The organism is Lysobacter sp. S4-A87 (genome assembly GCF_022637455.1).
GTDB lineage: Bacteria > Pseudomonadota > Gammaproteobacteria > Xanthomonadales > Xanthomonadaceae > Lysobacter_J.
The window spans coordinates 559253-581348 of record NZ_CP093341.1 but is presented as its reverse complement, the minus strand read 5'-3'; the positions used below and the strand labels follow the sequence as shown (position 1 = coordinate 581348).

Here is a 22096-nt window from a genome sequence, read left to right as displayed (position 1 = left end):
CAGGCTGCGGCGGCGGCCGCAGTCCGGCGTCTTGGTATTGTGTGCGGGTCCAAGGCAAGGTTGCCAATTCGTGGCCCGGCGCAACTCTCCGCAAAATTCCGCTTCCGACCTGACAAGGTCCGACGACCTGCTGCACGTCGATCGCGACGCCATGCGCCCGCTGGCCGAGCGCATGCGTCCGCGCACGCTCGACGAGATGGTCGGGCAGAAGCGCCTGCTGTCCCCGCGCTCGGCACTGCGTCGCGCGATCGAGTCCGGTCGCGTGCATTCGATGGTGCTGTGGGGACCGCCCGGCTGTGGCAAGACGACGCTGGCGTTGTTGCTGGCCAAGTACGCCGATGCCGAATTCCGCGCGATCTCGGCCGTGCTGTCTGGCTTGCCGGAAGTGCGGCAGGTCCTGGCCGAGGCGGCGCTGCGCTTCACTGAAGGCCATCGCACCGTGTTGTTCGTCGATGAGGTTCATCGGTTCAACAAGACCCAGCAGGATGCGTTCCTGCCGCACATCGAGCGCGGCACGATCCTGTTCATTGGCGCCACCACCGAGAATCCCTCGTTCGAGTTGAACTCGGCATTGCTGTCGCGCTGCCGCGTGCACGTGATGGAAGCCGTCTCGGTCGATGACATCCGCCTGGCACTGCAGCAGGCGCTGGCCGACGACGTGCGTGGCCTGGGCGGGCGTGGCCTCAAGGTCGCCGACGAGGCGCTGGAACAGATCGCGCGTGCCGCCGACGGCGATGTCCGTCGCGGACTGACCTTGCTCGAGATCGCCGCGGAACTGGCCGAAGGCGAAGACGGTGAAATCACCGCGACCACGCTGGCACAGGTTCTCGCCGACCGGACGCGGCGTTTCGACAAGGGCGGCGAGCAGTTCTACGACCAGATCTCGGCGCTGCACAAGTCGGTGCGCAGCTCCAATCCCGATGCTGCCCTGTACTGGTTGACGCGCATGCTCGATGGCGGTTGCGATCCCTCATACCTGGCCCGCCGGCTCACGCGCATGGCGGTCGAGGACATCGGCCTGGCCGATCCACGCGCCCTGCAGATGGCGCTCGATGCCTGGGATACGTTCGAGCGCCTGGGCAGTCCCGAGGGCGAGCTGGCCTTCGCGCAGTTGACGCTGTACCTGGCCAGCACCGCCAAGTCGAATGCCGGCTATGCCGCATTCAACGCGGCCAAGCGCGATGTCAGCGAGTACGGAACGCAGGAAGTTCCGCTGCACCTGCGCAATGCGCCGACGAAGCTGATGAAGCAGCTGGGTTACTCGAAGGGCTACCAGTACGACCACGATGCCGAAGGCGGCATCGCACTGGACCAGACCGGCTTCCCGGATGCGATGGGCGAGCGTGTGTATTACGAGCCGGTCGAGCGCGGCCTGGAGATAAAGCTCAGGGAAAAACTTGAACGCCTGCGCACGGTTCGCGACGCTGCCCGTCGTGAGCGCGGTGTGAGCAAGGGCAACGAGTGATCCTGACAGCGCCCGCGCGTTGCCACTTCGCAACGCCAGCAAAGCCGCAATTCCTGAGCGCAACCTGTTGAGCGGGAACAGGAATATTGCTTTTGAAAGATGCCTGTAAAGGTGGACGTTTCACTTTCGCAATGACTCGCTGAATCTGCGGCCGGCACCAACCGAGCACCGCGGATCAATGGTTTGCATCGTGCCAATGCCGATGTACGGCAAGTCATTCGACTAAAGCCGGTTTCATATATGCAACACCTTGGGCCCTTCTGCGGCCCCGGTCACCCCGATCTCCAGCCGACCAAATTTTGTTCAGGCGGAATCGCATTGGCGATCAATCACTTGCCCCAGCTGAACGAACATTGGCACCGCCTGTGCGTGTAGTTCCATGCGTCGTTTACCGGTGCCTCCCCCGGGTGCCAATCGACGTACCGTAAAGGAGAACAAAAATGCGCATTCGTAGCAGCTTGATGGCAACGGCAGTGCTCCTGGGCCTTGGTCTTACCAGCCAGGCCTGGGCACAACAGACGAACGGTGATGGCAATGGCGGCGATGACATCCTCGCCAACATCACTGCCACCGACAACAGCCAGGACAACGACAGCGATAGCAGCACCGCAAACAACGGCGATTCCGGGGCAGCTGCAGGGTCGGCCTCGGCCGCCAGCAGTGGCACCGCAACCAACACCTATACCGATTCGAGCACCTTCTCCAAGACCTCCAGCCACATCGTCGCACTGACCAAGCTGGAAGGCTCGGTCTATGACACCTATAACCATGACATCGGCAACGCCGCCAAGAACTATGGCAGCGCCAATGGTGGCAAGGGCGGCGCCGGTGGTGATGGCTACGGCGGCAAGGGCTACGGTGGCGACGGCTACGGCGGCAACGGCGGAGACGGCGGCAACGGCGGCGACGGCGGAGACGGCGGCAGCGGCGGCAGTGCCGAGAATGGCAGCGCAATTTCCGGTGACGCGGTCATTGGCGATGCGACGGCAGGCCGTGGCGGCCGCGGCGGCGACACCTGGGATAACACCAGTGGTCGTGGCGGCGATGCCGACAACGACAGCGGCGACGCTGGCGGTGCCAGCCTGGCAGGTTCCGGTTCGGGTGCAGGCTCCGGCTCGCTTGCCGGTGGTGCTGACGGCGGTAACGGTGGTGGCGGCGGCGGCAACGACGGCGGCGACGGCGGCGGTGCTCGCGGTCGCGGCGACGACACTGGCGGCGCAGGCGGTGCAGGCGGTAGCGGCACTGGCGGCGCGGGCGGTGCTGGCGGCGCACCGAGCTCGACCTCGAGCTCGACCTCCACTTCGACCGCAACTTCCGGCGCAGGCACGGGCACCTCCGGTGCAACTGCCGGTGACGGCGGCGCGAGCGGCACGGTTACTGCTTCTGCCGGTTCCGGCGGCGGCGGTGGCGCAGCCACCAACGGCGATGCCGATGCCAGCGCAAGCAATGGCTCGGCGACTGCCGGTGATGGCGCAGTCGGTGCGGCAGGTGCCGCAGGCGGCGCAGGCGGTGGCGGTGGCACCGGGAACGGTGGTGCCGGCAACGGTGGCGTCGGCAACGGTGCGACCGGCGGTGCCGGTGGTGCTGGCGGCTCAGTCGCCAATGACGCAGGTTCGTTCAACATGTCCAGCAACATGACCAGCGTTGGACAGTCGGCGGCCGGCATCATGACGGTTGCGCAGAACAGCGGTTTCTCCTCGCTGATCCAGCAGGGTGTGACCGTCCAGGCCAACCTGTCCGTAGGCCCGTAAGCGCTCCCCCCGACGTACCGCAGACCCCTGCGGTACGTCGTTTGCGCATTCTGGAATTCCTGTCGGCGCCGCAAGCGCCGGCAGGAAGCTTCGGTCTGGTGGGAAACCACGCGCGCGACGGGGATGCATGGCAAAGGAGAAAGACCGTGCGACCGACCCGTTCCATCGTTCTTGCAAGCACAGCAGGTCTGATCTGCCTGTTCTCATTGGGCACGGTTGCTGCCCAGGACGTTACCAACTACAGCGAAACCAGCGATCCGCTGGCATTCGCACCCGCTGCTGAACCCGTCGATGCCCCGGTACTGCAGGACAGCGCGATGGGCCAGTCGATAGATGTGGAAGCGCTCGCCGACATGCGCGGTGGCGCCGACATCGTCGAAAACGATGTCCTCCTGGAAGGTAGAGTGGAGGACAACACCGCCAATCGTGTCGTCACCGGCAACAACGCACTGGGTGGCGGTTCGTTCGTCAATTCGAACGGCATCAACACGGTCATCCAGAACACCGGCGCGAATGTGCTGATCCAGAACGGAATGATCGTGAACGTGCAGTTCGCGGACCCGACTCCATGAGCGTCCGCAACATCCGAAGCCGTGCAGTGCTGGCGGCATCGGTCTGGATCCTCTTCGCCGGCCTTGCCCAGGCCGGCAAGGTGGACGTGCGCGTCAATGGCGCACCCTATCGCATGCAGGTGGTCAGCCTGAAAGAGGCGAGGTTCCAGACCACGGTGCCGCAACAGTACGATTTCAGTTGCGGATCGGCGGCGACGGCGACGTTGCTGACCTATCAGTACGGCATCCCGGTCACCGAGGCCGAGGTGTTCATGCACATGTACCAGAGCGGCGACCAGGCAAAGATCAAGCAGCGCGGATTCTCGCTGCTGGACATGCGCCGCTACCTGAAGTCGAGAGGATTCGAAGCCGATGGCTTCGAACAGCCACTGGACAAACTGTTCCAGGAAGGGCTGCCGGCGATCGTGCTGCTCAATGATCGCGGCTACAAGCATTTCGTAGTGGTCAAGGGGTTGCGCAATGGCCGCATCCTGCTTGGCGATCCCGCGCGCGGCACGCGCGCAATGCCACGCTCGCGCTTCGAAGAGCTGTGGGACAACAAGATCCTGTTCGTGATCCACAACCGGCGCGAGATCGCCGGCTTCAATCTCGCCCGCGACTGGCGCACGGCGCCACCGGCGCCGCTGGATGCCGGCATAGCACGCGACAGCCTTTACAACATCGTCACGCCGCGCAAGCGGCCGGGCGACATCTGAGGGGGTGGGACATGCGCTCTCCTTCATCGCTTCTGAGACCCGGCCTGATGGCAGTCGCCGTCATTGCCGGCATGGCCGCCACCGCGGCCAACGCAGCCGAACAACGTCCGCTGGGTGCCGAATGGGTTCCCGTGGACCCGGCATTGCTGGAGGACATGCGCGGCGGTTTCCAGACTGCCAGCGGCATGTCGTTGTCGTTCGGGATCGAGCGTGCGGTGTTCGTCAACGGTGAGCTGCTGTCGTCGACGCAGGTGCACATTCCCGACATCACCCACATGACCACCGACCAGGCCCAGGAACTGGCCCGCTTCAACCAGGGGCAGGTGATCCAGGTGGGCGAGGGCAATACCGTCGAGCCGTCCACCACCTTCAATGGTCTGCTGATCCAGAACACGCGCAACGACCAGGACATCCGTGCCCTGACCACGGTCAATGTCGGGGTCGACACCCTGAGCGCGTTCCAGGACCTGAACCTGCAGCAGGCCCTCCAGAACGCAACGGTCGCGGCCGCGACATCGCCGTGACATCGGCGCCCCGAGACTCCGCCCTGATGCCGGCGCCCTGAAAACCGCCCCGACTGCGTTCTATCCGAGGACCCCCACAGGAGGCCGCATGAAAAGGACGCCACCCACACGCCAGCGCTTGATGCTCGCCCCCTGCCTGCTGCTGGGCATGGCAGGCGTCGCCGGCGCCGAGGACCAGCCGGCCGGCCGTACTGACGGCACCTCTCCTGCAGCGCATGACGCGGCTGCCGCCAGATCAGCCACGGCCGCATTGGCCGCCGCCGCCGCATCGGCTGCCAGGCTTGGGCCGGCTCCGGCTGCAACTCCAGCCCCAGCGCCAGCCAAGGCACCCCCTGCCGCAGCTCCAGTGGCCCGCGCGCCCTCTCCGGCGGTGGTCGCCGCGCCCCCTGCGACCGCTGCCGCCCCGCAAGCTGTCACGACTGCCAGGGCGCCTTCGCCCCCTGCGGCTGCCGCCCCTCCAGCGCCGACCAATTTCGTTCCGGCTTCGCCTGAAGCCGTGGCCGCGGCAGAATCGCGCCTCGACGCCCTGCAGCGGGAGATCACCCAGCAGAACCAGCGCCTGGGCGAACTTCGCCAGTCGCTGGCGCAGCAGGAGCAAAGCGTCGCGCAGCTGCAGCGTGCCCTGGACGAGGAACGACTGGAAGGCGAACGCGGTGCCGGCGTGACTCCGAGCCGGATGGTGCCCTCGCTGTCGCAGCAGACGTTCGTGCCGGTGCCGATGCAGCAGGCGCCGACGCAGGTTGCCCAGCAGCAAGCGCAACAACCGCAGCAGGCACAGCCCCAGCAACAGCAGCAACCGCAGCAGCAGTCGCAACAGCCAGTGGCGCAGCAGCAGCAGAAGCCGGTCGGCGAAGCCCCCGAGAGCTCGTCGCGCCCGCCCGAAGTGGCGCAGATCTTCGACCAGCCGGGCGTGCTCACGCCGGCCGGCAAGTTCATCCTGGAGCCGTCGCTGCAGCACGGCTATTCCGCCAACGACCGTGTTGCGCTGGTCGGCTTCACGGTGATCCCGGCGATCCTGATCGGCCTGATCGACGTGCGCCAGGTCAAGACCACCTCCGGTGTGGCCACGATCACCGGACGCTACGGCTTTGGCGGGCGATTCGAGCTCGAGGCCAAGGTCCCGTACGTCTACCTCAATGCCGACACCGTCAGCCGCGAGATCTTCACCGGCACTGCTGTCGACAACGTGTTCAACGCAAGCGGTCGCGGCATGGGCGACTTCGAAGCGACCGCGCGCTACCAGCTCAACCGCGGTGGTCCCGACAAGGCGTTCTACATCGGCTGGCTGCGCTACAAGAGTCGTACCGGCAAGGACATCTTCGAAGTCATCACCGACTGCGTGACGCGCTGCGTCTCCAACGCCACCGGCACGGGGTTGCCGCTGGAGCTGCCGACGGGCACAGGCTTTGAATCCCTGCAGCCGGGCGTGACCTGGTTGTATCCGTCCGATCCGGTCGTGTTCTTCGGCAGCATCAGCTACCTGTACAACTTCGAGCGCCACGACGTATCGCGCACGGTGCTGCTGTCGGGCAAGGAATTCCTCGGCGACGTCAAAGCAGGTGACATCTGGGGATTCAACCTCGGCATGGGCCTGGCGTTGAACGAAAAGGCATCGATCAGCCTGGGCTACGACACCAGCCTGGTCGGCAAGACCGAGCAGAACGGCAAGGATTCGCCGGGCTCGGTGCGGGTGACCCTCGGCACGATGCTGCTCGGCGGCACCTACCGCTTCAACGACAAGGTCTCGCTCAACGTCGCACTGGGCGTTGGTGTGACCCGCGATACTCCCGACGTGACCTTCACCGCCCGAGTCCCGATCTCGTTCTGATCCTGCCTTTTCGATCAGGGAGAACCTCCGCGCGTTTGCAGGCCTCGATGGCCTGCAGTCGCGCGCAGCGGCAAGGTTTCACATGCAGTTCACGCGCTTGGGGGCTATTTCCCGTTCCACGCAACTAGTGCGGCCACGGCAGACCAGGTTGGCCGTGGATCGTCGCTGTAGGTTGGCGAACAACCGATTACCAGATACGGGAGAAGACCATGAGACAAGTAGCGCTGGGCATGCTGCTGGCGGCGGTGCTGGCCGGTTGCGCCACCACGCCGACGGTGACGACCGATCACGATCCGGCCGCGCAGTTCGGCAACTACCACAGCTATGCCTGGCTGAAGAAGCCCGAGGCCAACTCGCCGCTAATCCAGCAGCGCATCGTGTCGGCCGTCGACGCGAAATTGCAGGCGCTGGGCTGGCGCCAGGCCGATGAGGCTTCGGCCGACGTCGCGCTCGTTGCCAATGTCGCCACGACGCAGAAGCAAAGTATCGATACCTTCTACAACGGCCCCGCCTGGGGCGGATGGGGTTGGGGTGGCATGGGCATGGGCAGCGCCTCGACGACGGTGCGCACGTATGACGTCGGCACGCTGGTCGTCGACATGTTCGACACCAGGACCAAGCAGGCCGTGTGGCGTGGCACCGCGTCGGCGACGGTTCCCAGCTCGGTCGAGAAGGGCAATACCCTGGTGCAGGCTGGCATCGACAAGATGTTCGCGACGTTCCCGCCTGGTAGTGCACCTGCCAAGTAACTCACGCCGCGAACATACGGGGAATATCCGGGAGGGAGCACGGCCGGCGAGGCAACTCGCCGGCCCTGTGCTTTTGTCGCGGCAGAAGTCAGGCCGCGTCAGTTGCCGATGTCGTTCCCGGCCGCGGCGGCGTTGGCGATGATGCCCGAGAGCGGAAGCAGCTGCGACAGGAAGCGGTTCCAGCGCGTCACACCGGCCGGGCCAACCCAGACCACGTCGCCAGGGCGCAGCGAGAAACGGTCGCCCAGTGCGAACGCGGCTGGCGACTGGGCATCGAGGTGGTAGACCGTGGCTGGTGTCTGCGACATTTCCTCGATGCCGCGGATCACGTAGACCGCCTCGCCCTTGGACGTGACCGGATTGAGGCCGCCGGTGCGTCCCAGTGCCTGGGTCAGGGTCATGTCGGTGGTCTTGAAGGTGAGCGCCTGCGGCCGCAGCACTTCGCCGACGACATAGACCTCCTTGCGATCATTGAACGGCAGGAACAACCGGTCGCCGGGCTTGAGGTAGATGTCGGGTGCGACCTTGCCGTCGCGGTTGAGCGCATCCAGGTCAAGCGGATAGTCGCGGCCATCGCGGGTGAGCACGAAGCCGGCGAGGTCGGCCTGTTCGACGTTGATGCGGGCGCGGCCCACCGCCTGCGACAGCGTCAACGGAACAGTGGTGACCTCTTGTGGCGCCGTGTCCTCGAACGCGCCCTGCACGGCGACGCGGCTGCCGTAGCCGACGACGTTGATGTCGAGCTGGGGGTTGCGCAGGTACTGTGCCAGGCGACTGGCCAGCGTGCTGCGCAGGTCCTCGATGGTCATGCCGGTGACGTTGATCTTGCCGGCATAGGGATAGAAGAACGTGCCATCAGGCTGCACCAGTCGGCCATTGGTGACCGCCTGCTGCTGGTTGCCGGCGGGGCTGGTGAGTTCCGGGTGATCCCAGACCGTGACCAGGATGGTGTCGCCGGGATGGATCTTGTAGGACTCGGTGCGATAGTTCAGCAGCTCCTGCGGTACCTGCACCCGTGCCCGCGCAGGTGCCACCAGATCAGCGGTGATCGGAACCATGCGCACGTCGCTACCGCCGGCAACCTGCATGGCGCCGGACGATTGCCGGCTCATCTGCTGTCCGGGTACACAACCACTGGCTGCCAGCACAACGGTTGCGATGGAACTGGCCAAAGCGAATCTCCGGGTGGTGCTTCTCAATGACTGGATGTTCAAGGACTGGCCCTCACGTCGTTGGCAAGCATCCGGTCGATGCTTTCGACCCGCATCCTTGGCGGGACGTGCCGGTCTAGACCTGGCGATCACTCGTTCGCAGTGCTGCATTGGAAGCCTGCGTGCACAACGCTGTCGCGTCTGGAGCGAGGCTCACGACGCCATCCATGCGCACCGCAGTGGAATCGTAATGTCGTGATGACGCATGTCGTGTGATTTCCGCGGTGCGCGGTGCAGGAGCATTCAGTGTGTTCAACCGGAGCCGAACAGGAACCCGACAGAAGTGTGACCGCCGGCCAGTTCAGTTCTGTATACGAATCATCAACAAGCCACCGAACTCCTTGAAAGCGCGTCCGCTTCGCCAAAGTGCGCTACGCGACGGAAACCATCGTTCCTTCCAGCTGATTCTTCGTGCGCGCTCCGGAACGGCAACGGCGATTGCGTCGATGCCTTCGCCGCGGAACTGTTCAATGGCGCGCGGCATGTGCAGAGAAGACGTCACCAGCAGGATCCGGTGCGCGCCGCGTGCTTGTGCGATCTGCGCGGTGAACTGTGCATTGTCGCGGGTGTTGCGACTGCGCTCCTCCAGCAGCAGGGCCGATGTCGGTACGCCCAGGCGCGTGATGGCGGTGGCCATCATTCGCGCTTCGCTGCCATGACTTCCAGTGCCGCCGTTCTCTCCGCCACCCGACAGGATCACGATTGGCGCGCGTCGGGCCAACCATGCGCGTGCCCCTGCGGCCAGGCGGCTGTTCTCGAGGTCTTCGGCGCGGACCTCGGGCCGATCCAGCCATCCGTAGCGCATGCCGCCACCGAGCACGACGATGGCGTCTGCGGAGGGAAGCGTGGCTTCATCGACCGGTGGGTAACGCGCTTCGAGCTTTCCGCGCAACCAGTCCGAGGCCATTGGCACTGACCACAGCCCCGACCAGGCAATCGCCACCGCGAGCAGGGTGGCGGCAATGCGGCGATGGCGCAGGAACAACAGGCCGGCGGCAATCGCCATCAGGCATAGGCTGAGCGCGGGCGGGTAGGTGAGGCCAACTACGAGTTTCTGCAGCGTTTGCGACATGCGAGGCGTTGGCCCTTCAAGTGGCGGCGGGGAAAGGTCGGGTCCACGTCAGATCACGATCTCGTGGTTGACGAAGTAGTAGAACACCACGCAAGACAGGACCAGGCCAAACCTCAGCAGCAACGGGTGCCGCAGGGCGGGCAGGCGACTGTGGCAGATCACTGCGGCGACGATCAGCGACGCCGACAGCCAGGCCGGCAGCAGGTAGCGGTTGGAGAAGAAGCCCCAGCCTACGGCGAAGAATGGCAGCAGCATCACCAGGTAGATCGCCGTGCTGCTCTTGATCTTTTCGCGGAACTCGGGCTTCACCAGCGGCGACAAGGCATGCGGCAGTGCGTACCAGAAGATCGAGAACACCGCGAAGTCGATGCGCACGCCGGAGCGGTAGTAGCTGTTCTCGGTGTAGGTCATGACCAGTTCGTACAGCGCGGGAACGGCAGCCCTGACCATCGCCATCGACAGCCCGGTGACGTAGAGGATGAAGCCGGCGACGGCGACCAGCCGCTGCGTGCGTGGGCCAAGCAACAGCACCGGCGCGAACACGAGGTACAGCAGCGAAGACATGTGCAGGCTGCCGGCGATCGCGCCAAACAGGGCGAACATCCCCCAGCGGCGCTGCTGGAACGACAGCAGCGCGGTGAACACCAGCAGGGCGGCCAGACCCTGGCGCACCGCGTTGATGGAGGCATTGACGAACATCGGCGAGATGTACAGCAGCATCAGCGACACGCCGAGGAACGTCAGATGGCCGCGCTCATCGCCGAGGGATCGGAAGTACTGGCGAGTCGACACCGCCACGGTACCCAGCATCAACGCGAAAAGAGCGGTCTGGTATCCGGTCACGCCAGCGCCCAGCTTCCACAGTGCGATGCTCAGGTAAACGAAGCCTGGCTCGAGCCGGGTCTCGATCGACTCCCGCCCGAGTCCCTCGAAGAAGCCTGCATAGGTCAGCGTGTCGGTGCCGATCTCCGGCGAGCGGGTGCCGACCAGCCAGCAGCCGAACGCAGCAACCGCCAGCAGCAGCAGGGCGCTCAGAACGCTCGCGCCGACGGTGTCGGCCGTACGACGCGAACGCAGGGGCAACGTGGTCAGGTGGTCGATGCTGCTCATCCGGCAACACCTTCGGCGCGCCATCGCCTCATCGTCGCGAACAGGCGCTGGCGAGCCTTGCGAACCAGCCCGAAGCAGCGGGCGAACAGGTGCTCGGGCAGCGTCACCAGGCCCTGACGCAACAGCTCCAGTCGGGCCTCGCGACCGGCGCGATGCATCGCGGCAAGGTCTTCGCTCAGACCGCCGGCGCCGTAGTTGGCCTTGTGCCAGTAGGCGAGGGTCTGGTCCAGCTTGGCGCAGCGGAAGCCCGAGAAGCCGATCTGGCCCCACAGCAGGAAATCCTCGACCCGGCGGAAGTCTTCATTGAAGCGGAACGGCAGGTCGCGGCGCAGCACTACCGATGCGGTCGGAAACGGATTGCTCAGCAGCAGCCGCCCACGCGGGACGATCGATGCCCGCGCGGCCTGTGGCGCTGCAGGCGCCGGCTGGCTGCGGTCGCGCACCTTCATTGCGTGCGCCAGCAGGGCGATTTCCGGGTCGTCATGCAGGGCTTGCATCTGCAACTCGATCTTGGTCGGTACCCAGGTGTCGTCGGAGTCCAGGAACGCCAGGTATTCCTGCCGCGCGCGATGCCAGCCGGCGTTGCGTGCACGTGACGGGCCGCCGTTGTCGGGCAGGGCGATGACCTCGATCCAGCCGCGCGGGTAGCTTGCACTGATGAAGTGCAGCATCTCGAGCGTTCCGTCATTGCTGAAGTCGTCCACGAGCAACACCTGGGCGGGGGCGACCGTCTGCGCGGCAATGGATGCCACGGCCTGGGCGATGGTGTCCTTGCAGCGATAGCAGGGAACGATCACGCAGATGGGTGCAATGGAAGGCGAGGCGACTTCGCGGTTCATGGCACCGTCCCGTAGTTTCCCGGATGAAGGTTTCCCGGATTCAGATCTGATCGCTGCCGGCTCGACCATGGCGCACATTGGAATATGTCCTGGGCCTGTTGCGCGTATACGGACGGTGAAAGGCCCGGTCGTGCATCGGGATCGTTCAGCATCGTGGTGATCGCCGTGACGAGATCGTCAGCGCCCTGGCCGCCGGATATGCGCAGTGATGCGGGCAAGCCGATGTCATCGGCGAAGTCACGGCACTTCGGGTGGTAATCGATGATCGTGAACGGCACGCCGCACAGATAGGCGACGATCGCGCCATGCAGGCGTGCACTGATGAATGCGTCGCAACGGCAGATGTCGCGCACGGTCGCGAGCGGATCGTGACCGCGGTAAAGGCGAAGCCCGGCATTGATGCCGCGTTCGCGCAGCCGCGATTGCATCGCCTCGGCCAATACCTCGTCACCGTGCCGGTGATGGCCGTTGAGACTGAATACCTCGACCTGGAGCGGCGTGCGGACGGCGATCGCCGCGAGCGCCTCGATCGCTGCGTCCCGCCATGCATCCATCGTCGGAGCGGGATGGTCGCTGCGAGGGGTATAGCGGCACGGGGCGATGCCGACGTGCAGCGGTCCGCCATGCTCCAGGCGCATGCCGCCACGCGCCGAGCCGGTGGGCATCAGCAGGGACAGCAGGCCCGCGAGGTCGCGACCGTGATGGGTGACGTGATCGAGCCCAAGGCGAAGGGCCAGCTCGTAGGAACGGCGATCTCGTACCGAGAGGTACGAGAAGTGCCGCGCATAATCGGCAACGACCGCCTCGTCGGCTTCATCGACGAACGGACCGATGGAAACACCCACGGCAGCGAGCTGCAGTCGGCGCCGGCGGTTGGCCCACAGCATCAGCGGCTTGCGGAAGGACTCGCGTGCGGTGATGACCGAGCCCCCGCCCATGACCAGCACGTCGTTGCCATGCATGCCGCGAACGAAGCTCAGCAGGCGGCTGCACTTTCCCGCGACGCCAGCGGCCCCGTAGAGGTCGAGCGGGAACGACTTCGGCCACGTACTGCCGCCCTCGATGTCGGCCAGGGGTGGGCCGACCAGGGTCGGTTCCGCATGCCAGTACAGTCGCGACGCCGTCGTGCACAGGACGCCGAACAGGTCGTCGCCGAAGTTGCGCATGCCGTAGTAGCCGGTAAATCCAACCCGAAGCGCGTCCGTCATGGTGATGCTGCCTCCGCTGCGGGTTGCCGGATACGAAGAACGCCCAGGTACATGAGCAGCAGCAGCGTGGCCTCGGCCACGACCGTTGCCCACGCCGCGCCCACTGCGCCGAATCGTGGCATCAGCACGCAGGTGACCGCGACAGCCACTACCGTCGCCGCCAGCATGGCCAGCACGCGGTAGCGCATGTGGTTGGCAGTCAGCAGGGCCGAGCCGACCGAGGTCGAGAGAAAGCGGATGGGCACGCAGATCGCCAGCACCCCCAGCAGCGCCGTGACATCGGCGTAGGCGCTGCCGAACGCGATCGGAATCAGCCAGGGCGCGAGCAGCCACAGCGCCAGTCCCGTCAGCAGGCCACTGGCGAGCATGGCCAGGTTGCCCAGGCGGTACACGCGCCAGAAGCGGGGCTGGTCGTGCACCGCCCAGCGGTGCAGTCGCGACAGCAGGAACTTCTGGTAGACGGTTGCCGGAAACAGGTACAGCGCCGTCATCACCGCCAGCGCCACGCCGTAATGTCCGGCTTCCGCGTTGCCGCCGAGGTACTTCAGGAGCACCGTGCCGACCTGGAAGAACACCGGATACAGTGCGGCCGCGACGCCATAGGCCCACGCTTGCGACCACAGTTGCCACGTGCCGGGCACGTCAGCCCGATGTGGCTTCGACTGGCGCGGTCCATGGCCCATCAGCTTCATCTCGCCGCGCTTCATCGCTGCCAGTTGCGGCAGCGCCGTGGCTGCGATCAGCAGCGCGACCAGTCCGTATCCGAGGGCGACATCGCGCGCATCGATGGTGGCGATCCCGACCGCCAGCAGTGCGACCGCCAGGCGGCCCGACGGCATCAGCAGCTGCCAGCCGGCGAGGGCGCGGTGGCGCTCCTCGAGACGCAACTTGCTGCCTACCAGGTCCACGGCGAGCACGCCGACGATGACCGGGGTCAGCAGCAGCAGCGTTGCGCGCGTGTCGGCATCGACCGGCGCGCCCCAAAGCGCCCATGCCGCCACGCCGGCAATCGCCAGCAAGGTGGTCACCAGTGAGAAGCGCAATGCCGGCCGCAACCAGCGGTCCGCGTCCCAGCCCTCGCTGCCGTAGGCCTTGAGCCGGAACTGCGAGAGGCCGAAGCCCGCCAAAGGCGCGATCATCGTGACCGTGGCCAGCGACGAGGCAAACAGACCGTACTCGGCCGGTCCAAGCCGGCGCGCGAGGACTACCTGGGCGGCGAACACCATCAGCGCCCCGGCCAGCGTCGCCAGCCAGAGCAGGGAGATCGCCACGGCAGCAGGGCGCCAACCTTGCGCGACCATCGCCTTCATCCTGCCACGGACGTCTGTGCCTGCAGCGGCACGGTCAGCAGTTCTTCGTACACATCCAGCGTGCGACGGATGACCAGCCGCTCATCGAAGTGCCGCAGGGCGCGCTCGCGCGCACGGGTGCCGAGCATTGCCAGAAGATCGCGGTCGTCATCGAGCCGGGCAAGCTGCCCCGCCAGGGAGGCGGCGTCGCGAGGTGCCACGTGCAGACCGTCATCGCCATGGCGGGTGACGACCTCGCGGCAACCCGGAAGGTCGGTGGTGATCAACGCCAGGCCCGCCGCGGCGCCCTCGATCAGGCACCGCGGCACGCCTTCGCGGTAATAGCTCGGCAGTGCCATGACGTCGACGGTTGAAAGCAGGCCCGGCATGTCCTCGACGTGACCCAGCCACTGCAGCAGCCCCAGGTCGTGCCAGGCCTGGGCTTCTTCACGCGTGATCGAACTGGGGTTGCCGGGGTCCGGTGTTCCGGCCAGCAGGAACTCGATCTCGCGACCCTGTTCGCGCAGCAGCCGGGAGGCTTCAGCGAACTCGGCCACGCCCTTCTCGCGCAACAGGCGCGCGGCCAGCAGCACACGCAAGCGCCGGGGGCCGTCTGCACCGATGCCTGGCTGGAAGCGCTCGGTGTCGACGCCGGAGCTTCTGATCAGGCGGATCTTGCTGCCTGGGACGAGCCTGGCGTCGGTCAGCGCCTGGGCATCGTCCGGGTTCTGCAGGATCACGCGCGAGTGGCCGTGCCCAAGGGTTGCGCGCATCAGTGTGCTGACGATGGGGCGAAGCATCCGCGCCTTGGGACTGTCGCTGGCAAACACGTAACCCATGCCTGCCACCGCATTGACTACTGCGGGTACGCGCGCCAGCCGTGCCGCCAGTGCGCCGTAGACCGCGCACTTGACCGTGAAGTTGTGCAGCAGGTCGGGTTGCAGGGCCCTCAACAGCCGCACCATCTCGCGCAGCGTCTGCAGCTCAAGCAGCGGATTGAGACTTGCCCGGTCCATCGGCAGCTGGCACCAGCGGATGCCATGACCTTTGAACCGTTCGCCAAACTCGCCGGGCGGCGAGATCATCACGACTTCAGCGCCGTGCGCCTTGAGCTGCAGCGCGGTAGGCAACCGGAAGTTGTACAGATACCAGTCGGTGTTGGCGAAGAACGCTATACGCATCGGCAAGCGGAGTGCCGTGCATCGCAGTGCTGCCTCGAAGTGTTGAACTCGATCTGCGATGCCGATGGCACTGTTCGATGGAGGGACGGGAATTGTATCGATGCCGCCTTACCCGGCTGTAAACGATGCAATCACTTTCCACATCGCCGCCTGAACAAAACCGCTGTGACACAGCGTTCAAGGCGCATCCGGTTCCTCAGGACACAATGGAGAAGTCCAGAACGAACACGGCCGGCAATTCGCCGGCCGTGCAGGTGTCGCGTGTTGCAGCGCAGTTACTTTGCGTACTGGTTCGTGGTCACTCGCAGGTCGACGCAGTCGGTGGTCGCCTGGATGTGCGCGCCGTTGCCGTTGTTTCCGCCGACAAGTCCGGTCATCGAGACCAGCGGGTTGGTCGCCGTGTTCACGCCGTGCATGCGCGTGTGGTTGTTGCGGAACGTGTTGCCACTGACCTGGTAGGACGTCGTGGCCGAACGCAGCATCACGCCCATCAGGTAGTTGTGCTGGAACTTGTTCTGGGAGATGTAGCCGCTGATGGGCGCGATCGTCAGCACGCCGTAACCGCCGTTGTACTCGACCGTGCAGCGCTTGATGGTGACGCCGTTGACGCGCTTGTAGACCTGGATGCCGTTGCCCTGGTTCTTGCGGATCAGGCAGTTCTCGATGTGCACCGTCGTGGTGGTGCCCATGTCGTCGGCATCGGGCTCGATATCGATGCCGCAACCCGGATCGATACCGGTGTTGTTGCTGAACTCCGAGTCGTAGACCTTGACCTCGCTGGAGCGGCCAATCGACAGCCCCTGGCGGCGGTTGCCGGTGGAGACCACGTTGGCGATGACCACGCCCTGCGACGGTACGGCCGGTTGGTTGGTGACCATGGCGCCACCGATGGAGATGCCATCGCCCCAGCACTTGGAAAGGTGGATGTCGCGGATGGTGACGCGCGATGAGCCGCGCACCATGATCGCGTGGCCCCACTCGCCGGTGGTGCCGAGGTGGTTGTCGCGGTCGCCGATGATCTGGCCGCCGGAGATCTCGACGTCACTGACCTTGTAGACCATGACGACATACGCGCGCTCGGCGCTGTTGCGCTTGGCGGCAAGCTTGGCGCCGTCGGCCAGTTGCAGGTGCATGCGGCTTCGCAGGCGCAGGTTGCGGGTCGGGTCGATGACATAGGTGCCGGCCGGGATCAGGATCGTGCCGCCGTCAGAGGGCAGGGCATCGATCGCCGCCTGGATGGCGGTGGTGTCATCGTGGATGCCATCGCCGTACGCGCCGCGGTTGCGGACGTTGAGAATCGCCGAGCCGCGGGCACGTACCGGCGGCACGTAGGTTGCGTCCACGGTGCTGCCGGTCGCGGCGAACGCGCGCGAGATTCCGGTGGCGGTCAGGACGCCCGGCACTGCAGCAAAGAGGGAACGGCGCAGAAAGTCGCGACGGCCATTGAGGCCATGTTCGGTGGTGACGCGCGCAGCGCGCTTGAATCGTCTGTCGTTCACGTATGGGGTTCCTGGGCCAGCCCCTGTCCGGCCTAGTTCGATGAGTGGTCGAAGACGACAAGTCCCCGATTCGTCACGCCACGATCATTTCCGTGACTTGCGCGAATCTAGCGCAGGGTTGCTTAACTGCACTTGCGGGATGCCGTATCTGTGCGCTTGCGCAAGGAAATCCGGTCCATTCGTTCATGTTGATCCGCGTTCAAGTTGATGACTGCGGATTCGTTCATGAACCTGTCGGGGCGAATGCGCGGGATTCGTAAGCAAGGCACATCAGTTGCGGTAGCGGTTGTCGCTGTCGACGCGGATCGATTGCGTGCGCTCGGCGACGGAGACATGCCGGTTGCGCGGCAACGCCTCCTTCGTCTTCGTGCTGTAGGCCGGTCCGTTGTCGGCGAACTCGTTGCGGCTGACCGTCACGTCCTGCGTTCCGGGGCGCAGGCCGATGCCGCCCAGTCCGTTCTGCTGGATCTGGTTACCCATGATCTGGCAATCGGCCGCCGCGACCGCCAGCACGCCGTGGCCACGATTGCCTTCGATCGTGCAGTCGCGGATGGTCACGTTCGTCACGCGCTTGAACAACTGGATGCCGGCGCCCTTGTTCCGCATCACCTGGCAGTTGGCGATCACCACGTCGCTGGCGATGTCGCCGGCATCGGGCTCGATGTCGATGCCACAACCGGGGAGCGTGCCGCCCGTGTCGGTGAAGCTGGAGTCGTGGACCCGGACCTGACGGGAGCGACCGATGGTGAGGCCCTGGCGCCGGTTGCCGACGCACTGCACCCGTGCGATCACGACATCACGGCTGGGGGTCACGGTGCCTGCGGACTTCAAGCCGCCGATAGAGATGCCGTCGCCCCAGCAATGCGAGACGTGCACGTCGCGAACGGTCACTGCGGAGGCACCGCGGATCATGATCCCGTGGCCCCATTCGCCGGTGGTTCCAAGATGGGCGTCGCGCTCGCCGATGATGCGGCCGCCGGAGATCTCCACATCGTTGACGCCCTGGACGGTCAGCACGTAAGCGCGATCGGCGGCGTTGGCCCTGGCCAGCAGGCGCGCACCTGGCGCCAGTTCCAGATGCATGCTGGAGCGTAACCGCACACTGCGCACCGGGTCGATCAGGTAGTCGCCCGCAGGCACATGCACCGTTCCGCCGGCTGCGGGCAGTGCATCGATCGCGGACTGGAACGCTGCCGTGTCGTCCTGGCTGCCGTCGCCGGACGCACCCCGGGCACGTACGTCGATGCGGGTCGGGCCACGTCCTCGCGCCGCGATGTCCACCGCCAGGGTGGCGAAGGGAACGAACAGCACCGACAGTACGCAGCCTCGCAGCAGCGCCCTGCGGCCGTGGTCGGGATCAGTGCTGTGCGACATTGGCTACGCCCGGGTGAATGCCGTCAACACTTTGCAACGCCGCCTGCCGCCGCGATTCCAGCCAGGGCAGCACGATCGCCAGCAGATAGAACTTGGACGCATGGTACTTGTTGTCCAGGCGCTGTCGATTGCGTTCCAGCCAGGTGCCGGCGCCGGGGAGCAGGTCGCTCGATCGCCGTGCAAGGTCGAGGACATGGTCGAATCGTTGCTGTGCCAGACCACGCAGGTCGAAACGGAAGCTGCCCTTGCTCTGGACGTAGGGCAGGTCACCAAAACGCGTGGCGATGTGCTGCCGGATCAGCAGCTTGTTCATCTGCGTCTTCGGATCGACCTTTTCGTAACGCGGGACCTCGCGGTGGATCCACTCCCGAAGTGTCAGGTCGCAGAACGGATACGCCGCCTGCAGCGATAGCGCGCTGGCGGTGTACAGGCCCTTGGCGAAGGCACCGGCCGAGCCGGCGATCGATGTCGACATGTCGCGCCATTCGGCCGGTGTGGTGGCCGAGCCGATTTCGTCCAGGAACAGCTCCAGGCGCTGTCGCGAATGCGTGGCGATCTTCCTTCCGAACAGCTCGTCGACTTCTTCGTCGCTGAAGCGCGACCCCGGGAAGACGCGTTCGATGGGGTTCATCTGCAGGGTGCTGAGCAGATAGCAGAGCCGGAAGCTGCGGTCGACCAATGGCAGTTCGGCAATCCGCGGCGAAAGGTTGATATCCTGGGCGAGCCGCGCCAGCAGGTGCTGGCGTCGACTCATCGGGGTACCGAAGTAGCTGTCGGCGCCGAGCCCATCAATGATCCCGTCGCCGCCCGTGGCCGCCACTTCCGTGCCCAGGTCGACGCAGGACAGCAGTGCGAAGTCGGCGGTCAACAGCGGCATCCGGTCGACCACCGCGAGGTAGCGGTCGTAGGCGCGGCCCGGGTCGCACACCAGCGTCTCGTGGCGAAGGCCGAGCGTACGCGCGACCTTCGCGGCCGAATCCACTTCGTTCTCCTCGCGGCCACCCAGGTAGGTGATGCAGGTCGTGTCGGGCCGGGCCTCGGCGATGGCGATGGCCAGCGTCGTCGAATCCTTGCCGCCGCTTTGCAGCAGCCAGGGGGCGTGCATGCCGGCGCAGCTGCGGCGGATCGAATCGCACAGCAGGCGATGGTAGCCGGCGACCCAGTCCTGCTCGGAGCTGGCCACCTCGGGGACTTCACCGGCATTGCGGAACTTGAAACGGAACTCCGGTGCTTGGTGCATGTCGTCGCGCGGACAGAAGCCGAACGTCACCAGGCGCACGCCCTGCAGGATCGAGAACGGGGGGTACACGAAGGCATTGCGGAGCAGGTCCGCGACCGAGACCAGGTCGACGGGGGCGGTCGTCGCCTGCGACGTGAGCGGCGAGAAGTCGGGAGTGCCGTAGTACGGAGACATCGTGATCTGCGTGGTCATCAGGTCACCTCGCCGCCGACGGGTTGCGCAGCGGCTGGTAGTCGTAATAGCTGTAGGTGTACTGGCCGGAACCATGCTTCTGCACGGCGTTGAAGATCGCGCCGCGGACATCGACGCCGTTCTGCTCCAGCCGCTGCTTGGCCATCGCGATCTCGCGCTGCTGGTTGTGGCCCCAGCGCACCACCATCAGGCAGGTGCCGACGTGGTGCCCGATCACGGCTGCATCGGTCACTGCCAGCACCGGCGGCGTATCGATGATGACGACGTCATAGAGCCTGGCCAGCTCCGCCAGCATCGTGCCGAAGCGCGGGTGCATCAGCAGTTCCGACGGATTCGGCGGAACCGCGCCGCGCGAGATGAACGTCATGTTGTCGGTGCCCGGGACCTTGCGCAGGGCCTGCTCGAGGTCGATCTGGCCCGAGATCAGTTCCGAAAGGCCGCCTTCCGAGCGCACGCCGATGGCGTGGTGCAGGGTTCCGCGACGCATGTCGGCGTCGATCAGCAGCACCGTCTGGCCGGCCTGGGCGATCGTCACTGCGAGGTTGGCGCAGACGAAGGTCTTGCCGACCCCTGGACTCGGGGCGGCGATCATCAGCATGTTGTTCTTCATCTCCAGTCGGGCGAAATGGAGGCTCGTGCGCAGGGTGCGCAGGGCTTCCATCGCCAGGTCGGTGGGCGAGCGCAGCGCCAGCAGGCGCTGCCTGTCGCGACTGAACCGGCGCGATCGCGTGGCGATCTGGTGGCCCTTGGCGCTGAACGGAATCGAGGCGTACACCGGCAGGCCCAGCAGCTCGATGTCGACCGGGTCCTCGACGCCGCGCTTGAACATCTGCCGCAGCAGCACAAAGGCGACCATCAGCATCGCGCCGAGCACGGTGCCACCGGCGACGACCAGCAGCGGCTTCGGCCAGGCCGGGCTGTCCATGTTGACGTCGGCCGGATCGATCACGCGGGCATTGCCGATCGCACTGGCGCGGGCGATGTTCAGTTGCTGCGCCTGGTCGAGCAGGTTGGCGTAGGTCTGGTTGGTGACCTCGACATCGCGATTGAGGCGGAACAGGCCCTGCTGGGTGTCGGGCAACTGGCTCAGGCGCGACATCAGCCTGGACTTCTCGGCCTGGAACTGGCCGATCTGGCGCTGCAGCGATTCGTAGACCGGATGGGCGGTGGTGAAGCGGCTGGCGATGTCGGCACGTTGCACCAGCAGCTGCTGGATGCTGGCATCCAGGGCAATGCTCTGGTCAAGCAGGGCCTTGTTCTGGACGGCGACATCTAGCGTTCCGGTGCGGCTCTGGAACTGGTTCAGCGCGGCCTGCGCATCGGCCAGTTCACGGCGTACGTTCGGCAGCTGCTCGGTGACGAACTGCAGGCGCTTGGCCGCCTCGGCGGAGTTGCGGGCGACGTTCTGGCGCGAGTAGGCCTGGGTGATCTGCTCCAGCACCTGCTTGGCACGCACCGGGTCGGAGTTGGAGTAGGTCAGGGCGATCACGCCGGAATTGCGGCCCTGCTCGGTGACGGTGATCTTGCTCTTGAGGTCGGCCATGATCGCCATCGGATTGAGGCGCTTCACCTCGAACCGCATGCCGGGGTTCGCCCTGATCGACTTGACGTCGATGGTGACGCCACCGCCGGTGACCGGGCCTTGTCCGGCGCGTCCTTGCAGCAGGGCCTTGCCGTCTGGATCGAGCAGGGCGAAGCGCCCGCGCTCGCCGGCGATGAGCTGCAGCGGCACGTCGATCAAGGTATCGGGCAGGTCGAGCCGGCCCAGATCGAGCTTCTCGCCACCCCAGCCGTACTGGTCAAGGCCGAACAGCGGAGGTGCCAGCGCGTCGGGCTGCATCAGCTGCTGCGCACGGGCTGCCAGATCGCCGATCACCGGCAGACGCGACGGCTTGGCCGACAGATCGAGGTCGAGGCGTTCCATGGCTTCGCCAAGCACACGCCGCGACGTCAGCAACTGAGACTCGGTTGCGGCAGGGGCGTCGATGGACGGCGGTGCCTGCGGGGCGTTGCCGGCGTTCAGGCCGGGCACCGTCGGCGGCCGGCTTTCGACCTGCACCACGGCGTTGGCTTCGTACTGTGGCGTGGCCAGCAGGACGTAGATCGCGCTGACGGCGAAGAACAGCATCGTGCCGAACAGGATCGACCACTTGTGATCGCCGAGCGTGGTCAGCAGGGTCGGGATGTCGATGTCGTCTTCCCGGATCGTGGTGGCAGGCACCGGATGGGCAGCTTCCGCCCTGGTAATCAGATGGGTAGCCATGTGTCGTCACCGTTGGAGGGGAAAGGGGGAACAG

The 22096-nt window shown here is 65.7% G+C and carries 18 protein-coding genes; 7 read left to right on the top strand and 11 right to left on the bottom strand.

Features of this window, described 5'->3' with window-relative positions:
- Window positions 1-151: 151 nt before the first annotated feature.
- The 7 genes from MNR01_RS02660 (at window position 152) to MNR01_RS02630 (ending at window position 7584) form a co-directional block, all read left to right on the top strand.
- Window positions 152-1465 (top strand): replication-associated recombination protein A, encoded by a 1314-nt coding sequence (locus tag MNR01_RS02660; RefSeq protein ID WP_241920698.1) that lies wholly within the window; start codon window positions 152-154, stop codon window positions 1463-1465.
- Between the two features lie 440 nt (window positions 1466-1905).
- A complete protein-coding gene (locus tag MNR01_RS02655; protein WP_241919443.1) occupies window positions 1906-3216 on the top strand; it encodes a hypothetical protein in 1311 nt (436 codons plus the stop codon).
- A 41-nt stretch (window positions 3217-3257) separates the two neighbouring features.
- The gene (locus MNR01_RS02650) at window positions 3258-3788 is read left to right on the top strand and encodes a hypothetical protein (RefSeq protein WP_241919442.1); all 531 of its coding nucleotides are present in this window, start codon (window positions 3258-3260) and stop codon (window positions 3786-3788) included.
- The gene (locus tag MNR01_RS02645; RefSeq protein ID WP_241919441.1) at window positions 3785-4483 is read left to right on the top strand and encodes a C39 family peptidase; all 699 of its coding nucleotides are present in this window, start codon (window positions 3785-3787) and stop codon (window positions 4481-4483) included. Before MNR01_RS02650 ends, MNR01_RS02645 begins: the two co-directional genes overlap by 4 nt.
- Window positions 4484-4530: 47 nt before the next feature.
- Window positions 4531-5007, top strand: coding sequence for a hypothetical protein (locus MNR01_RS02640; protein ID WP_241919440.1), 477 nt, complete (start codon window positions 4531-4533; stop codon window positions 5005-5007).
- A 496-nt stretch (window positions 5008-5503) separates the two neighbouring features.
- Window positions 5504-6835 carry a transporter gene (locus MNR01_RS02635; protein WP_241919439.1) on the top strand — a complete coding sequence of 444 codons (1332 nt, stop codon included), beginning with the start codon at window positions 5504-5506 and terminating at the stop codon, window positions 6833-6835.
- A 209-nt stretch (window positions 6836-7044) separates the two neighbouring features.
- Window positions 7045-7584, top strand: a complete 540-nt coding sequence (locus MNR01_RS02630) for a DUF4136 domain-containing protein (RefSeq protein WP_241919438.1) — start codon at window positions 7045-7047, stop codon at window positions 7582-7584.
- Between the two features lie 98 nt (window positions 7585-7682).
- Here MNR01_RS02630 and MNR01_RS02625 read toward each other — a convergent pair whose 3' ends face one another.
- The 11 genes from MNR01_RS02625 to MNR01_RS02575 all read right to left on the bottom strand — a co-directional run bounded on the left by MNR01_RS02625 (window position 7683) and on the right by MNR01_RS02575 (window position 22062).
- Entirely contained in the window at window positions 7683-8696 is a 1014-nt protein-coding gene (locus MNR01_RS02625) for a polysaccharide biosynthesis/export family protein (RefSeq protein WP_241919437.1), read from the bottom strand.
- A 400-nt stretch (window positions 8697-9096) separates the two neighbouring features.
- Entirely contained in the window at window positions 9097-9867 is a 771-nt protein-coding gene (locus tag MNR01_RS02620) for a YdcF family protein (protein WP_241919436.1), read from the bottom strand.
- A gap of 48 nt (window positions 9868-9915) precedes the next feature.
- Window positions 9916-10977, bottom strand: a complete 1062-nt coding sequence (locus MNR01_RS02615; protein ID WP_241919435.1) for an EpsG family protein — start codon at window positions 10975-10977, stop codon at window positions 9916-9918.
- Complete coding sequence (locus tag MNR01_RS02610; RefSeq protein ID WP_241919434.1) at window positions 10974-11816, bottom strand: glycosyltransferase family 2 protein; 843 nt, start codon at window positions 11814-11816, stop codon at window positions 10974-10976. The genes MNR01_RS02615 and MNR01_RS02610 overlap by 4 nt, the downstream gene beginning before the upstream one ends.
- Window positions 11813-12982: a polysaccharide pyruvyl transferase family protein gene (locus MNR01_RS02605; RefSeq protein WP_241919433.1), complete on the bottom strand. Its 1170-nt coding sequence runs from the start codon at window positions 12980-12982 to the stop codon at window positions 11813-11815. The genes MNR01_RS02610 and MNR01_RS02605 overlap by 4 nt, the downstream gene beginning before the upstream one ends.
- A gap of 38 nt (window positions 12983-13020) precedes the next feature.
- Window positions 13021-14325, bottom strand: a complete 1305-nt coding sequence (locus MNR01_RS02600; protein WP_241919432.1) for a polysaccharide biosynthesis C-terminal domain-containing protein — start codon at window positions 14323-14325, stop codon at window positions 13021-13023.
- A 5-nt stretch (window positions 14326-14330) separates the two neighbouring features.
- Window positions 14331-15494: a glycosyltransferase family 4 protein gene (locus MNR01_RS02595; protein ID WP_241919431.1), complete on the bottom strand. Its 1164-nt coding sequence runs from the start codon at window positions 15492-15494 to the stop codon at window positions 14331-14333.
- Between the two features lie 275 nt (window positions 15495-15769).
- Entirely contained in the window at window positions 15770-16993 is a 1224-nt protein-coding gene (locus MNR01_RS02590; protein ID WP_241919430.1) for a right-handed parallel beta-helix repeat-containing protein, read from the bottom strand.
- 270 nt (window positions 16994-17263) lie between these two features.
- Window positions 17264-18367 carry a right-handed parallel beta-helix repeat-containing protein gene (locus MNR01_RS02585; protein WP_241919429.1) on the bottom strand — a complete coding sequence of 368 codons (1104 nt, stop codon included), beginning with the start codon at window positions 18365-18367 and terminating at the stop codon, window positions 17264-17266.
- Entirely contained in the window at window positions 18351-19799 is a 1449-nt protein-coding gene (locus MNR01_RS02580; RefSeq protein WP_241919428.1) for an asparagine synthase-related protein, read from the bottom strand. Before MNR01_RS02580 ends, MNR01_RS02585 begins: the two co-directional genes overlap by 17 nt.
- Window positions 19800-19803: 4 nt before the next feature.
- Window positions 19804-22062, bottom strand: coding sequence for a polysaccharide biosynthesis tyrosine autokinase (locus tag MNR01_RS02575; RefSeq protein WP_241919427.1), 2259 nt, complete (start codon window positions 22060-22062; stop codon window positions 19804-19806).
- Window positions 22063-22096 lie beyond the last annotated feature (34 nt).